This window comes from Streptomyces luteogriseus (assembly GCF_014205055.1).
In the GTDB taxonomy this organism is placed as follows: domain Bacteria; phylum Actinomycetota; class Actinomycetes; order Streptomycetales; family Streptomycetaceae; genus Streptomyces; species Streptomyces luteogriseus.
Genome location: NZ_JACHMS010000001.1, coordinates 5,683,918 through 5,698,674, shown reverse-complemented (window position 1 = coordinate 5,698,674; position 14,757 = coordinate 5,683,918). Strand labels below are relative to the sequence as shown.

Sequence of the window (14,757 nt, the reverse complement as noted above, 5' to 3'; positions counted from 1 at the left end):
GTAGCTTATCGCTAAGCAACTTTCCGTCAAGCTACTTTCTTGCGGGTGACCGAGCAGCGGCCGATACTCGTGCCATGAGCGAACGCCCGGAGCAGCGCAAGGACCCCGTCGACGTGATCATCGACCAGTGGGCGACGGTCCGGCCCGACCTCGACACCCGCGCCATGGAGGTCTTCGGCCGGGTCAACCGCCTCTCACACGCGATCGGCGAGCGGGTGGGACAGGCATACGCGAAGTTCGGGATCTCCCGCGGGGAGTTCGACGTCCTGGCGACCCTGCGCCGCTCCGGCGAGCCCTACACGCTCTCGCCCCGGCAGCTCTCCGCGACGCTGATGCTCACCACCGGCGGCATGACGGGGCGCCTGGACAAGCTGGAGCGGGCGGGCCTGCTGCGCCGCTCCCCCGATCCGCACGACCGGCGCGGGCTGCACGTCACGCTCACCGGCGAGGGCCGCGCCCTGGTCGACGAGGCGGTCGGTGCGGGACTGGCGGTACAGACGGAGGCACTGTCCGCCCTGGGCGCGCAGCGGGCCGGGCAGCTCGCCGATCTGCTGCGGGACCTGCTGGCGGGGACGGACAGGTCCTGACATGACGAGGGCGCCGCCGCGGTCATCGCGACGGCGCCCTCGACGAGGAACGCGGATCAGGCCTTGACGTCGCTCTTCGCGTCGGCCTTGGTGGTGATGTTGGAGCTCGTCGGGTCCTTCTTCTTCTGCGTCTTGTCGCCGATCATCACCAGACCGTGAATGACCAGGTAGAGCACGATGGGGGCCGCGACGAAGAGGCCCAGCGTCTCGATGACGCTCAGGCCCTGGCCGGGGTCGTCACCGTCGTCGCGGGTGAGCGCGCTCGCGGGGGACGACATGAGCAGCATCATCAGCGTCGTACCGGCTGCCAGGGCGCCGGCGCGCAGGGCGTTCTTCTTGTCCACGGTGTCAAAGTATCCAACGCCGACCGGGGCCGCGCGCCCGGGGTGCCCGTAAGGGGCCCGCGCCTCATGCGCCGCCCTCCCTGAGGACCTCCATCAGCGCGCGCAGCCGCGGTGAGGCCGCCAGGTCCTCCAGCGTCACCGGCCGCCCCTGCGCGTCCGCGATCGGCAGGCGCCAGTTCGGGTACTGGTCCCAGGTGCCCGGGAGGTTCTGCGGGCGGCGGTCGCCGACGCCGTCCGGCAGCCAGACGCCGACCATGCGGGCCGGGGTGCGCAGCAGGAAGCGGTGGACGGCCTCGATCTCGGCCTCCTCCGACGACGTGTCACCGCCGCCGCCCGTGCCACGCAGCAGGCCGAGCCGGGAGAGCAGGGACAGCCACTCCCCCGCGTCGGCGGCGGCCTCGGCGCGCTCCTCCTCCAGGGGCCGGGTCAGCAGGCCCAGACTGTCGCGCAGCTCCACGTGCTCGCCGGTGAGACGGGCGGCGGTGGAGGGCAGGTCGTGGGTGGTGGCGGTGGCCAGGCAGTCGGCGCGCCAGCCGTCGGGGGGCAGCGGACGGCCGTCACCGTCCCAGTCGCGCTCGAACCACAGCACGGACGTGCCGAGCACGCCCCGTTCGCGCAGCGCCTCGCGCACGCCGGGCTCCACGGTGCCGAGGTCCTCGCCGATCACCAGCGCCCCGGCCCGGGAGGCCTCCAGGACGAGGACGGCGAGCATCGCCTCGGCGTCGTAGCGGACGTAGGTGCCCTCGGTGGGCGGGTGGCCCTGCGGGACCCACCAGAGGCGGAACAGGCCCATGACGTGGTCGATGCGCAGGGCGCCGGCGTAGCGGAACAGGGCGCGCAGCAGGTCACGGAACGGGGCGTAGCCGGACTCGGCGAGGCGGTCGGGGCGCCATGGCGGCAGGCCCCAGTCCTGGCCGCGGGCGTTGAAGGCGTCCGGCGGGGCGCCGACCGACATGCCGGCGGCGAAGTGCTCCTGCTGCGCCCAGGCGTCGGCGCCGCCGGGGTGCACGCCGACCGCGAGGTCGTGCACGATCCCGACGGGCATCCCGGCCTCGAGTCCGGCGCGCTGCGCGGCGGCCAGCTGGGTGTCGGTGAGCCAGGCGAGCCGGGACCAGAAGTCGACCCGGTCCATGAGGCCGTTGCGCGCCCGGGTCGTCTCGGCCGAGCGCGGATCGCGCAGGCCGGTCGGCCAGCGGTGCCAGTCCGAGCCGTGCACCTCGGCGAGGGCGCACCAGGTGGCGTGGTCCTCCAGGGCCTGGCCCTGCTCGGCGAGGAAGTCGCAGTAGGCGGCGCGCCGGCCGGGGCCTAGGGGGACCTCGCCGAGCAGCTCCAGCGCCTCCCGCTTGAGCTCCCACACGGCGTCCCGGTCGATCAACGCGCCCTTGTGCAGCACCGCTTCGCGCAGCCGGCCCGCTCTCTCCAGCAGGGCGCGCAGGCGTTCGGGGTCCTCGACATACGCGGCCTCGGGGATGTCCTCGACGCGCAGGTGCACGGGGTCGGGGAAGCGGCGCGAGGAGGGGCGGTACGGGGAGGGGTCGGTGGGGGCTCCGGGCACGGCGGCGTGCAGCGGGTTGACCTGGACGAATCCGGCGCCCAGCGACCTGCCGGCCCAGCCGGCCAGTTCGGCGAGGTCACCGAGGTCGCCCATGCCCCAGGAGCGGCTCGACAGGAGGGAGTAGAGCTGGACGAGGAGCCCGTGGGAGCGGCCGGCGGGGGTGGGCAGGCGGGGCGGGGCAACGATCAGGTGGGCGGTGGCGGTGCGGCCGTCGGGGGTGGTGGCGGTCAGCCGATGCACGCCGGGCGGGAGGCCGTCGGCCTCGGTGCGGCTCTCGCCCTGCTCGGTGTCGATCCGCAGCCGGGTGCCCTCGGGGAGCGCCGCCAGGGCGGCCGGGGGGCTGCCGCTCCAGCCGACGACGGTCGGGGGCAGCAGCCGTTCGCCCAGTTCCCGCTCGCGGGCCGCGAGCGCGGCGCGGATCGCGCCGGGCGTGCTCGCGTCCACGCCGAGGGCGGCCAGGGTCAGGGTGACCGCGGTGGCCGAGGCCGCGACCGAGCGGTCCGGGGAGGGACTGTAGGAAGGGGCGACGCCGTGCAGGACGGCGAGGCGTGACAGGTCCTCGGAGGGCGGGTCGGCCGGCCGGGGTGCGGTCATCTACATCCTCGAGTAGTCCGGGACGAAGGCCGGGGGCTCGCTGGTCAGGGGGGCGGCTTCGGCGAGCGGCGGCTCACTGGTGAGGGGCTCGGCGTCGGGCAGCGGGGGCTCGCTGGTCAGCGGCAGTTCGGTGTGGGTGCTCTCGGAGCTGAAGACGCAGTAGCGGGGGTCGGCATGGTGGGGGTCGTCGAGGTCGGCGGACGGGTCCGCCACGGGTTTGGACTGGGCCGGGAGCGGAAGGAAAGTCATCGCAGCCACGGGGGCCTCCTTGTCGGTACGGCTTTCAAAGGGTCATCGCAGCCCTACCCAGTCGACGCGAAGGCAGACGCCCCGGGCCCAACATCGTGCTTCTGCTCACATTCCACTCCCCTCCACATACTCCAGATTCCGACATTTCACCCACAAAGGCCACTCTCGTTGACACGTTCACCGGGCGGGTGGTGGGCTCGTCGTGCCGGTCGGACACATCTGGAGGGGGCCCGTGGGACTGCGGCGTGGGAAGCGGGCCGTGGCCCTCGCGGTCGCCGTCGTCGCCGGGAGCCTCGCGGCCCCGCCCGCCGCGACGGCCGTTCCGTCTCCCCCGGGTCCCGCCGCGACGACCCCCGACACCCCCGGACCGGACCTCTCCGTCTGGCCGCGCCCCCAGTCGCTGCGCGCGAACGGCGCCCCGGTCGCCGTGCCGGACGAGGTCGCCCTGATCACCGACGCGCAGGCGGACCCTCCCCCAAGCTCTCGACTGCGCTCGAGCAGGGGGGACCCCCATGCGGTCGACGCCCTGCGCGAGCTGCTGCGGCGGGCCGGGGCCCGCCGGATCACGGACTCGGCCGGGCCGGGCGCCCTGGTCGTGCACACGCGAACCGAGCCCGTGCGCGCGGGCGACCGCCACGCCCTCCCCGCCGGGGGATACGAGCTGTCCGTGGGCGCGGGCGGCGTCTCCCTCACCGGCACCGGCGAGGACGGCCTCTTCCACGCCGTGCAGACACTCCGGCAGCTCGTGCGCCCCGACGGGACGATCGCGGCGGCTCTCGTCCGCGACTGGCCCGGCACCGCCGTACGCGGCATCACCGAGGGCTTCTACGGCACCGCCTGGACGCACCGGCAGCGGCTGGCGCAGCTGGACTTCATGGGGCGCACCAAGCAGAACCGCTACCTGTACGCCCCCGGCGACGACCTCTACCGGCAGGCCCGCTGGCGTGAGCCCTACCCGGCCCGGCAGCGGGCCCGGTTCCGGGAACTGGCGGACCGGGCGCGCCGCAACCACGTCTCGCTCGGCTGGGCGGTGGCCCCGGGTCAGGCGATGTGTTTCGCGTCGGACGACGATGTGCGGGCGCTGACGCGCAAGCTGGACGCGATGTGGGCGCTGGGTTTCCGGGCGTTCCAGCTCCAGTTCCAGGACGTCAGCTACAGCGAGTGGCACTGCGGGGCGGACGCCGACCGGTTCGGCTCCGGCCCCGAGGCGGCGGCGCGGGCACAGGCCCGGGTGGCGAACGCGGTGGCCCGGCATCTGGCCGCGCGGCACCCCGGCGCCGCCGGTCTGTCCCTGATGCCGACCGAGTACTACGAGGACGGCACGACCGACTACCGGCGGGCTCTGGCGGAGAAGCTGGCCAAGGGTGTCGAGGTGGCGTGGACGGGCGTCGGGGTGGTGCCCCGCACCATCACGGGAGGCGAACTGGCCGGCGCGCGCGAGGCGTTCGGGCACCCGCTGGTCACCATGGACAACTACCCGGTCAACGACTACGACCCCGGCCGCATCTTCCTCGGCCCCTACCAGGGCCGTGAACCGGCCGTCGCGACGGGCTCGGCCGCGCTGCTGGCCAACGCGATGCAGCAGCCGGAGGCGTCCCGCATCCCGCTGTTCACCGCCGCCGACTACGCCTGGAACCCGCGCTCCTACCGGCCCGGGGAGTCCTGGCGCGCCGCGATCGCCGACCTCGCGGGCGGGGACCGGCGCCGCGAGCAGGCCCTGGCCGCGCTGGCCGGCAACGACGCGTCGTCGGTGCTGGACGACGAGGAGTCGGCGTATCTGCGCCCGCTGACCGAGGCGTACTGGGCATCCCGCACGGCGGGCGGCGCGGGCCCCGACGGGGACGCCGCGCGGCGGCTGCGCGAGGCCTTCACCGTGCTGCGCGAGCTGCCCCGGCGGCTGTCCGGAACCGGCCTCGGCCCCGAGGTCGCCCCCTGGTCGGAGCAGCTGGCGTCCTACGGCGAGGCGGGCACGGCCGCGCTCGGCATGCTGGACGCGCAGCGCGCCGGGGACACGGCGGCGGCCTGGGCGGCGTACCGCAGGCTCGGCGCGCTGCGGGCCCGGCTGGAGTCGGCACCCGTCGAGGTCGGCACGGACGTGCTGGACCCCTTCCTGCAGCGGACGCAGAAGTCGTACGCGGCCTGGTCCGGCATCCACCACGAGCCGCCCCGCAACCCCGGTGACGGCCGCACCCTGCGTCTTCCGCGGCCCCGGACGCTGACCGCCGTGACGGCGCTGACCGAGCCGGGCACCGAGGGCGGGGTCGAGGTGCACGTGCCGGGGCAGGGCTGGCGCGAGGCGGGCCGGCTGGACCGCTCCGGCGCGACCGAGGTGCGGCTGGGGACCCGCGCCGACGCGCTGCGGGTCACCGGTCCCGCGCCCTCCCGTGTGCACCACCTCATCCCCTGGTTCACCGACTCGCCCACCGTCTCCCTCGGCCTGCCCCGCGACCGGGCGGATGTCGAGACCGGCCGGACCGAGCGGCTGACCGCCCGGCTCGGATCGCTGCGCCCCGCCGACGCCAGCGGCAGGCTCACCGCCGAGGCGCCCGAGGGCGTCCGCGTCCGGGTGCCGAAGGGCGAGCTGACCGTGCGGCGCGGCGCGACGGTGGAGGTCCCGGTCGAGGTGACCGTGGAGCGCGGCGCCCCGATGCGGTCGTACGACGTCCGGCTGGGGTTCGCGGGAGCGGACCGCACACTCACCGTCCGGGCCGTCCCGCCCACCGGCGGCCCCGATCTGGCCCGCACCGGCACCGCCCGTTCCTCGGACGACGAGACGCCGGACTTCCCCGCGTCGGCGGCGAACGACGGAGACCCGGAGACCCGCTGGTCGTCCCCGGCCGACGACGGCGCCTGGTGGCAGGTGGAGCTGGCCCGCCCGGCGCGGCTCGGCCGGGTCGCGCTGCACTGGCAGGACGCCCACCCCTCGTCCTACCGCGTCCAGGTCTCCCCGGACGGCCGCCGCTGGCGCACCGCCGCCGTCGTCCGGGACAGCCGGGGCGGCCGGGAGAACGTCCCCATGGACGAACGGGACGTGCGCTTCGTGCGCGTCCAGGGCGACAAGCGGGCCACGCCGTACGGGTATTCGCTGTGGTCGGCGGAGGCGTACGCAGTCTCGGACTGACCCCCTTCCAGGCACGGTGGCGGACTTCTCCACCGCTTACTATTCACTCAGTACATGTACTCAGTACATGTACTCAGTACATAATGATTCGCATGAGCACCCGCCACATCCTGCTGGGCCTGCTCGCGACGGGTCCGAGCCATGGCTACGACCTCAAGCGACGCCACGACGAACGCTTCCCGCAGGCCCGCCCGCTGGCCTACGGGCAGGTCTACACGACCCTGCAGCGTCTCGTGCGGGACGGCCTCGCCGAGGTCGACGGCACCGACTCGGACGGCGGCCCGGAGCGCACGACGTACCGGGCGACGGACGAGGGGACACGCGAACTGGCCCGCTGGGCCGGGGAGATCGCCCCGCCCGCGCCCTTCGTGGCGAACGAGATCTTCGCCAAGGTCGTGGTCGCGATCCTCTCCGGCGGCGACCCGGACGCCTACCTGAGCGCCCAGCGCGCCGCGCACATGCAGCGGATGCGCGAGCTCACGGCGGTCAAGGCCGCCAAGGGCGCCGATCTCGCGACCGTGCTCTCGGCGGACTACGCCCTCAACCACCTCGACGCCGACCTCCGCTGGATGAACACCACGGCGGCCCGGCTCACCACCCTGACCGCGGAGGTCGACGCGACATGAGCAGACCCGTGCCCCTACTCACGGCCGGTGCCCTCACCAAGGCGCACGGCCGGACGACGGCCCTGCGCGGAGCGTCGGTCGAGCTGTACGCCGGCGAGATCCTCGCCGTGACCGGCGCGAGCGGCAGCGGGAAGTCGACGCTGCTGCACTGCCTGTCCGGCATCGTCCGCCCGGACGCGGGCTCGGTGACGTACGACGGCCGGCGGCTGGAGGACCTGCCCGAGAAGCGGCTGAGCGAGCTGCGGCGCACCGAGTTCGGCGTCGTGTTCCAGTTCGGGCAGCTGATCCCCGAGCTGACGGTCCTGGACAACGTCGCTCTGCCCCTGCTGCTGACCGGCACCGACCGGGCCGGCGCGCGGGCCCGGGCCGGGGAGTGGCTGGAGCGGTTCGGGGTGCGGGGCCAGGAGGACCTGCGGCCGGGCGAGCTGAGCGGCGGCCAGGCGCAACGGGCCGCGCTGGCCCGGGCCCTGGTCACCGGACCGAGGGTGGTCTTCGCCGACGAACCGACGGGCGCCCTGGACTCGCTGGCGGGTGAGCAGGTCATGACGGCCCTGGTCCACACGGCCCGCGAGTCGGGCACCGCCGTCCTGCTGATCACGCACGACGCCCAGGTGGCGGCGTACGCGGACCGCGAAGTCCGCCTGCGGGACGGGGTCGTGGCGGCGCTGGGGGTGACGGCATGACGTCCCTCCGGACCGATCTGCGCCTCGCCTGGGAACTCACCCGTGGCTCCGACCGCGGCGAGTGGTGGCGGGTGGCCCTCACGGCGACGGGGGCGGCGCTCGCGACCGGGTTCGCGCTGGCCGCCGTCGCTCTGGCCGCGCTGCGCGGCCAGTACAACGTGCCCATGGCCGCGGGCCTGCTGAACCAGCCCGGCACGCGGTCCGGGGTGATCGCCGGCCTGCTGCTCCTGCTCGTGCCGGTGCTCGGATTCCTCGGCCAGTGCGCCCGGATCGGGGCGGTGCACCGAGACCGGCGGCTGGCCGGACTGCGGCTGGCCGGGGCGACACCCTGGCAGGTGCGGCGGATCGCCGCGCTGGAGACCGGGCTCGCCTGTCTGCTGGGTTCGGCGGTCGCCACCGTCTTCTCCGTGCTGCTCCTGCTGCGCCTGTGGGACCGGCCCACGGCCCCGGCCTGGGCGGGGATCGCCCTGGTCGCCGTCGCCGTGCCGCTGCTGGGCGCGGCGGCGGGCGCGCTGGCGCTGCGCCATGTGGTGGCCTCGCCCCTCGGCCGGGTCCGCAGGATCGCTCCGGCGCGCACCGGACGGGGACCGGGACTGCTGTTCCTGGCGGGGCTGCTGCTGGTCGGGGCGGCGACGCTGTTCGCCGTGCTCAGCACGTCCTCGGCCGCTTCCAACCGGCCGAGCGCCGGGCTGCCGCTGACGATGGTGGGCGCGGTCCTCGCGGTCGGCGCGGGCTCGGTGTGGCTCTCCGGGGCCGTGGCCGCGGTCACCGGGCGGATCCTGGCGGCCCGGGCCCGGTCGGCGGCGATGCTGATCGCGGCGGAACGGCTGCGCGACGACCCCTGGGCGGCGGCCCGGACGCACGCGGCGGTGCTGCTGGTGACGGTCGTCGGGACCGGGTTCATGGGCATCCGGGAGGTCTTGGGCGACGTGGTGCGCACCCGGAGGTTCTCCGAGCGCGCGGACTACTACCTCACCGGCCTCGACCTCACCGGCGCCGCCATCGCGGTCGCCTTCGCGATCACGCTGTCCGGCCTCGCCGTCGGCACCGCCGAGTCCCTGGCCACCCGCCGCAGGGGCCTGGCCGCGCAGGCCGCCGCCGGGGTGCCGCGTGCGGTGCTCGGCCGGTCGCTGCTGCTGGAGACCGCACTGCCGCTGGCACCGGCGGTACTGCTCGCGGGCCTGGGCGGAACGGTCATCGGCGCCTGGTACGCGCGGCTCGGCCATCACCCGGTCCCCTGGGTGACGTCCCTGGTACCCCTCGCGGCCTACGCCACCTGCCTGCTCGCCGCGGCGACCTCACTGCCCTTGCTGGGCCGCTCGGTACGCCCCGGGGAGCTGCGCTACGCGTGACCGCGGGACCGGCGGGCCGACGGGACCGCCCATGACCGGCCGGCCCCGGGGGAACGGGGGTTCCCCGGGGCCGGTGACGCCGTGCGGGGGATCGGGGGGCCGGTGGGCTTGTGCGGGGGCAGGGGGTTGCCAGGTGGGTGGGCCCGGGCGAGCGCAGGGGACTACGGGGCCGAACGCCCCATGCGGCCGCAGGCGGTTCCCCGGCCGGAGGCGCAGGCGAAGACCGCGGGCGAGATGAACAGGCGGCGCAGCCGGACAGGCACGGTGCCCGCCCGGAACGAATCGCCCACCACCGCCGTGCGGGCCCAGGCGACTCCCCTGGCCGAAGCCCCCGTGCGGGCCCAGGCGATTCGCGGGCCGGTGTCCGTGCGGGAGCAGACGCTCCCCGCGGCCGGAAGCCCCGCGCGGGGCGGACGCCCCCCCGCCGGAGGCCCACGCGGGCGCAGGGAGATACCGCCGCACGGCGGCGGTATCTCGGCAATACGAAGGCCCGGATCGTAGTCAGGCGGAAATGCCGTCGATCCGGGCCATGGCGTCGTCCGCGCCGAACGGTTGCAAGTACGGCAGCCAGCGCGGATCCCTGTGGCCGGTCCCGATGATGCGCCAGGCCAGGCCGGACGGCGGGGCGGGTTTGTGGCGCAGCCGCCAGCCGATCTCGAACAGGTGCCGATCCGCCTTCACATGGTTGCAGCGGCGGCAGGACGCCACCACGTTGTCCCAGACGTGCTTGCCCCCGCGGCTGCGCGGGATGACGTGGTCGACGCTGGTTGCGACGCCACCGCAATACATGCACCGGCCCCCGTCGCGGGCGAACAGCGCCCGGCGGGTCAGTGGAACGGGCCCCCGATAGGGAACCCGGACGAATCGCTTGAGCCGGACCACGCTGGGTGCGGGGACTGTGACGGTCGCGCTGTGCAGATAGGCGCCGGACTCCTCGAGGCAGACTGCCTTGTTCTCGAGGACGAGGACGAGCGCGCGGCGGAGCGGTACGACACCTAGCGGCTCGTACGACGCGTTGAGGACCAGGACATGCGGCACGGATGCCTCCTTGGACGCCGGCGGCGCGTGGCTCGCGCCGGGACGATTCGTAGCCAGTCTCCCCTCATGCCTGGTGGAAGCGCCACCATGTCCCCGTAACGGGCTGGGAGTGTTTTCGACCACATCCCATTCATCCCCCGGATCATGACCTGTTCAAGCCCAGGTGAGCACGGTCTCTCCTTCACACATCCGGCAAGGGCACACACAATGCCCCGTTAGTGTGGTGGTTCTGCCCCTTCGGTGACCCAGCCGTGACCTTGACCCCCCAGAACCACCGCGCCGGGGCAGACCGCTGCACCTGGAGGTACCTGCCGTGTCCCTGTCCCTCGCGGACTCCGTCCTGTTGGCCGCCGACCCGTCACCGTCGCCGACCCCTTCGGAGACCCAGTCCCCGAGAGTGCCTTCGCTCGAGGACGCCCACGAGAGCGCGACGAACGCCGCCGGCTGGGTCGAGCAGAACTGGTCGACATGGCTCGCGATCGGCCTCCAGGTCCTGCTGATCGTGGTGATAGCGACGGTGCTGCGCATCGCGGTACGCCGGGCGATCACCAAGCTCATCGACCGGATGAGCCGCACCGAGCAGTCGGCGGACGGCTCGGCCCTGGGCGGCCTGCTGGTCAACCTGGAACGCCGCCGTCAGCGCTCCCAGGCGATCGGCTCGGTGCTGCGCTCGGTCGCCAGCTTCCTGATCATGGGCACCGCGGCCCTGATGATCCTCTCCGCGTTCAACATCAACCTCGCCCCGCTGCTGGCCTCGGCCGGTGTCGCAGGTGTGGCGATCGGCTTCGGCGCCCGCAACCTCGTCACGGACTTCCTGTCCGGCGTCTTCATGATCCTTGAGGACCAGTACGGCGTCGGCGACACGATCGACGCCGGCGTCGCCTCCGGCGAGGTGATCGAGGTGGGCCTGCGCGTGACCAAGCTGCGCGGCGACGGCGGCGAGATCTGGTACGTCCGCAACGGCGAGGTCAAGCGCATCGGCAACCTGTCCCAGGGCTGGGCCACGGCCAACGTCGACGTCACCGTCCACGCCGGCGAGGACCTGGACAAGGTGAAGGCCACCCTGGACGAGGTCGCCGAGAAGATGAGCGCCGAGGAGCCCTGGAACGAGCTGCTGTGGGGCCCGATCGAGGTCCTCGGCCTGGACAGCGTGCTGCTGGACTCGATGGTCGTGCGCGTCACGGCCAAGACCATGCCCGGCAAGTCCCTGACCGTGGAGCGAGAACTGCGCTGGCGCGTGAAGCGGGCCTTCGACGCGGCGCACATCCGGATCGTGGGCGGCGCGACGGCCTCCCCGGAGGAGCAGCCCGCGGACCCGACGGCGGGGATGGCGGCACCGTCGGTGTACGCGAACGCCACGTCCCCGCAGTCGGCAGCGGCGTCCCCGCTCGCGCCGCCCGCGCCGACGAGCACCACGAAGTAGCCCAGCACCCCCCCGGAAAGAGGGCGGCACCCGGTCCTGCCGGGCGCCGCCCTCTTCGCATGTCCGGCTGCACGCCGGTCGCGTGTCCGGCTTCGCGGTTCGGCTGCCCGCCCGGTTGCATGCCGGCCGCATGTCCGCCTGACCGTCAGGCCGCCCGGCCTCCTGGCCGCCCGGCCGCCCGGCCGCATATCCGTCCCCTCCCCGACCGCGTCTCAGGCCGCATGTCCGCCTGGCCGCCCGGCCGCATATCCGTCCCCTCCCCGACCGCGCCTCAGGCCGCGCGCCTGCCCCTCGTCCGCTGCCCGCCCGCCCGGCCGCATGTCCGGATAACGGCAAGCCGTCCCCTATTGACGCCCACCCCGCACCGGGCCTACCTTCCTCCCACCGATAGGAAACTTTCCTAACAGTGATCGGGAGCACCCGAGGGAACGGCCGCCCGATGGACTTCCCCGCCTGATCACTGAGAAGCTGAGCAGCCGAAGGGCAGGTGTGGACACGCATGGCAGGAACCGCCGGCACGCCGGGCACCCCGCGCGTCCTGCGCGCCATGAACGACCGGGCCGCCCTGGACCTGCTGCTGGAGCACGGACCGCTGTCGCGCACCCGGATCGGCAAGCTCACCGGCCTGTCCAAGCCGACCGCCTCGCAGCTCCTGGCCCGTCTGGAGGTGGCGGGGCTCGTCCTGGCCACCGGCACCACCGAAGGCCGCCCCGGCCCCAGCGCCCAGCTCTACGAGGTCAACCCGTCGGCCGGCCACGCCGCCGGACTCGACGTCACCCCCCAGCGGATCCTCGCCGCGGTCGCCGACATCACCGGCCGCACGGTCGGCCGCCACGAGCTGCCCACCCCCGGCAGGCGCACCGGCACCCCGGTCGTCCAGCAGGTCACCGACGCCCTGGACGGCGCGGTGAAGGCGGCCGGTCTCGCCCGGGACGACATCCACCGCCTGGTCATCGGCACCCCCGGCGCCTTCGACCCCACCACGGGGCGGCTGCGCTACGCCTCCCACCTCCCGGGCTGGCACTCCCCCACCCTGCTGGACGAGCTCGCCGCCGCCCTGCCGATGCCGTTCGAGTACGAGAACGACGTCAACCTGGTCGCGCTCGCCGAGCAGCGTCTCGGCGCGGCCCGGGGCCACGCGGACTTCGTGCTGCTGTGGAACCAGGAGGGCCTGGGCGCCGCCCTGGTGCTCGGCGGCCGGCTGCACCGCGGTTGGACCGGCGGCGCCGGCGAGGTCGGCTTCCTGCCGGTGCCGGGCACCCCCCTGGTCCGCCAGGTCACCAAGGCCAACAGTGGCGGCTACCAGGAACTGGCCGGTTCCCAGGCCGTCCCGCGCCTGGCCCGCGAGCTCGGCATCGAGGACGTCCCGCCCGGCCCGTACGCCGAGTCCGCCGCCGAACTGGTGGCCAGGGCGGTCCAGACCGACGACGACACCCACCGGCATCTCCTGCGGACCTACGCGACCCGGCTCGCCACCGGTCTGGCCTCCCTGGTGTCGGTCCTCGACCCCGAGCTCGTCGTGCTGAGCGGCGCGTCCCTCACCTCGGGAGGCGAGCCGCTGCGCGCCCTCGTCCAGGCCGAACTGGAAGAGCTGGCCGCGTCCCGTCCGCGCCTGGTCGTGGGCGAAGTCCGTGAACACCCCGTGCTGCGCGGCGCGCTGGAGAGCGCGCTCGCGACCACACGCGACGAGGTCTTCGACACCTCCCGCTGAACCGACTCAGGCCGCACCACTCACGCCGCCCCCTCGGAAACCCCCACACCGCCCCGCCTCTGCACCCCTCACGCCGACTCCACCCCCCTCCCCGGTAATCCCCTTCTTCCCCCGTGCCTCAGGGAGCTCCGCCATGCCCGGAACATCCAGAAAAGCGACCTTCGCTCTCGTCGCCTCCGTCTCCATCGCCCTCCTCGCCACCGCCTGCACCGGCCAGTCGGACGCGGGCGCGAGCGACGACGCGTCCCAGGAGACGACCCTCAACTTCTGGCACGCCTGGAGCGCGCCGTCAGAGGTGCAGGCCGTCAAGGACCTGGTCGCCGGATTCGAGAAGACGCACCCCAACATCCACGTCGACGTCGTCGGCAACATGACGGACGACAAGATGAACCAGGCCCTGCGCACCGGCGGCGCCAAGGCCCCGGACGTGATCTCGTCGTTCACCACGAACAGCGTCGGGAAGTTCTGCTCCTCCGGCGCCCTGGTGGACCTCAACCCGTTCTTCGAGAAGTCCGGCGTCGACCCGGAGAAGACCTTCCCGAAGGCGATGAACGAGTACACCCGGTTCGACGGAAACCGTTGCGCGGTCCCGCTGTTGGGCGACGCGTACGGCCTCTACTACAACAAGACGGCGTTCAAGAAGGCCGGTATCAGTGCCCCGCCGAAGACCTGGTCGGAGTTCGAGCGCGTCGCGAAGAAACTGACGATCCCCCAGGGCGACTCGTACAAGCAGCTCGGCTTCATGCCGAACTACCACGGCTGGGAGACCACCACCGAGCACTACCTCGGCCAGTTCTCCCCCACGTACTTCGACAAGGAGGGCAAGTCGAACGTCGGCAAGGACCCGGCGTTCGCCCAGGCCTTCACGGTCCAGAAGAAACTCGTCGACGCGCTGGGCGGCTACCGCAAGCTGGAGACCTACCGTTCCAAGCTCGGCGACGAATGGGGACCCAAGCACCCCTTCCACACCGGCCAGGTCGCCATGCAGCTCGACGGCGAGTGGCGCCTGGGCATGGCCCTGGACACCAAGCCGAAGTTCGACATCGGCGTGGCCCCGCTGCCCGTCCCCGACGACCAGGCCGACCAGTACGGCAAGGGCTACATCACCGGCACCATCGCCGGCATCGCCGCGACCAGCAAGAAGCAGAACGCGGCCTGGGAGCTGGTGAAGTACATGACCACGGACACGGACGCGGTGGTGAACTTCTCCAACGCCATCCACAACGTGCCCTCGACGCTGGCGGCGCTGAAGTCCCCGAAGCTGACGTACGACCCGCGCTTCAAGACGTTCCTGGAGATCGCGGCGAACCCGGACTCGACCACCGCCCCCGCCTCGATCAACGGCGGCGTCTACCTCACCACCGTCCAGGAGTTCGGCTACGCCTACGAGAGCGGCAAGGCGACCGATCTCAAGGCCGGCCTGAAGAAGACGGCCGCGCAGATCGACACGGACATCGCGCAGGCGAAGTAGCCC

12 protein-coding genes are annotated in these 14,757 nt (G+C 73.6%); 8 read left to right on the top strand and 4 right to left on the bottom strand.

Features of this window, described 5'->3' with window-relative positions; genetic code table 11:
• Positions 1–74: 74 nt before the first annotated feature.
• Complete coding sequence (locus BJ965_RS25295) at positions 75–587, top strand: MarR family winged helix-turn-helix transcriptional regulator (RefSeq protein ID WP_184911054.1); 513 nt, start codon at positions 75–77, stop codon at positions 585–587.
• Between the two features lie 56 nt (positions 588–643).
• On the opposite strand, the gene BJ965_RS25290 is transcribed toward BJ965_RS25295, so the two are convergent.
• The 3 genes from BJ965_RS25290 to BJ965_RS25280 all read right to left on the bottom strand — a co-directional run bounded on the left by BJ965_RS25290 (position 644) and on the right by BJ965_RS25280 (position 3,338).
• Positions 644–931, bottom strand: a complete 288-nt coding sequence (locus tag BJ965_RS25290; protein ID WP_184911052.1) for a hypothetical protein — start codon at positions 929–931, stop codon at positions 644–646.
• A gap of 64 nt (positions 932–995) precedes the next feature.
• Positions 996–3,080 carry a 4-alpha-glucanotransferase gene (malQ, locus tag BJ965_RS25285; protein WP_184911051.1) on the bottom strand — a complete coding sequence of 695 codons (2,085 nt, stop codon included), beginning with the start codon at positions 3,078–3,080 and terminating at the stop codon, positions 996–998.
• Positions 3,081–3,338, bottom strand: coding sequence for a hypothetical protein (locus tag BJ965_RS25280; protein WP_030836055.1), 258 nt, complete (start codon positions 3,336–3,338; stop codon positions 3,081–3,083).
• 223 nt (positions 3,339–3,561) lie between these two features.
• Between BJ965_RS25280 and BJ965_RS25275 the strand changes: the two genes are divergently transcribed.
• The 4 genes from BJ965_RS25275 to BJ965_RS25260 all read left to right on the top strand — a co-directional run bounded on the left by BJ965_RS25275 (position 3,562) and on the right by BJ965_RS25260 (position 9,111).
• The gene (locus BJ965_RS25275) at positions 3,562–6,450 is read left to right on the top strand and encodes a beta-N-acetylglucosaminidase domain-containing protein (RefSeq protein ID WP_184911049.1); all 2,889 of its coding nucleotides are present in this window, start codon (positions 3,562–3,564) and stop codon (positions 6,448–6,450) included.
• Positions 6,451–6,542: 92 nt separating this feature from the next.
• Positions 6,543–7,076, top strand: coding sequence for a PadR family transcriptional regulator (locus BJ965_RS25270; RefSeq protein WP_184911047.1), 534 nt, complete (start codon positions 6,543–6,545; stop codon positions 7,074–7,076).
• Complete coding sequence (locus BJ965_RS25265) at positions 7,073–7,759, top strand: ABC transporter ATP-binding protein (RefSeq protein ID WP_184911045.1); 687 nt, start codon at positions 7,073–7,075, stop codon at positions 7,757–7,759. Before BJ965_RS25270 ends, BJ965_RS25265 begins: the two co-directional genes overlap by 4 nt.
• Positions 7,756–9,111: an FtsX-like permease family protein gene (locus tag BJ965_RS25260; protein ID WP_184911043.1), complete on the top strand. Its 1,356-nt coding sequence runs from the start codon at positions 7,756–7,758 to the stop codon at positions 9,109–9,111. Before BJ965_RS25265 ends, BJ965_RS25260 begins: the two co-directional genes overlap by 4 nt.
• A 501-nt stretch (positions 9,112–9,612) precedes the next feature.
• Here BJ965_RS25260 and BJ965_RS25255 read toward each other — a convergent pair.
• A complete protein-coding gene (locus BJ965_RS25255; protein ID WP_030836042.1) occupies positions 9,613–10,149 on the bottom strand; it encodes an HNH endonuclease in 537 nt (178 codons plus the stop codon).
• Positions 10,150–10,441: 292 nt separating this feature from the next.
• Here BJ965_RS25255 and BJ965_RS25250 point away from each other — a divergent pair, with 292 nt between their 5' ends.
• The 3 genes from BJ965_RS25250 (at position 10,442) to BJ965_RS25240 (ending at position 14,754) form a co-directional block, all read left to right on the top strand.
• On the top strand, positions 10,442–11,572 hold the full coding sequence (locus BJ965_RS25250; RefSeq protein ID WP_376777983.1) for a mechanosensitive ion channel family protein: 1,131 nt from the start codon (positions 10,442–10,444) through the stop codon (positions 11,570–11,572).
• Between the two features lie 499 nt (positions 11,573–12,071).
• Positions 12,072–13,283, top strand: coding sequence for an ROK family transcriptional regulator (locus BJ965_RS25245; RefSeq protein WP_184911041.1), 1,212 nt, complete (start codon positions 12,072–12,074; stop codon positions 13,281–13,283).
• Positions 13,284–13,416: 133 nt separating this feature from the next.
• Positions 13,417–14,754 carry an ABC transporter substrate-binding protein gene (locus tag BJ965_RS25240; RefSeq protein ID WP_184911039.1) on the top strand — a complete coding sequence of 446 codons (1,338 nt, stop codon included), beginning with the start codon at positions 13,417–13,419 and terminating at the stop codon, positions 14,752–14,754.
• The last annotated feature ends 3 nt before the right edge of the window (positions 14,755–14,757 follow it).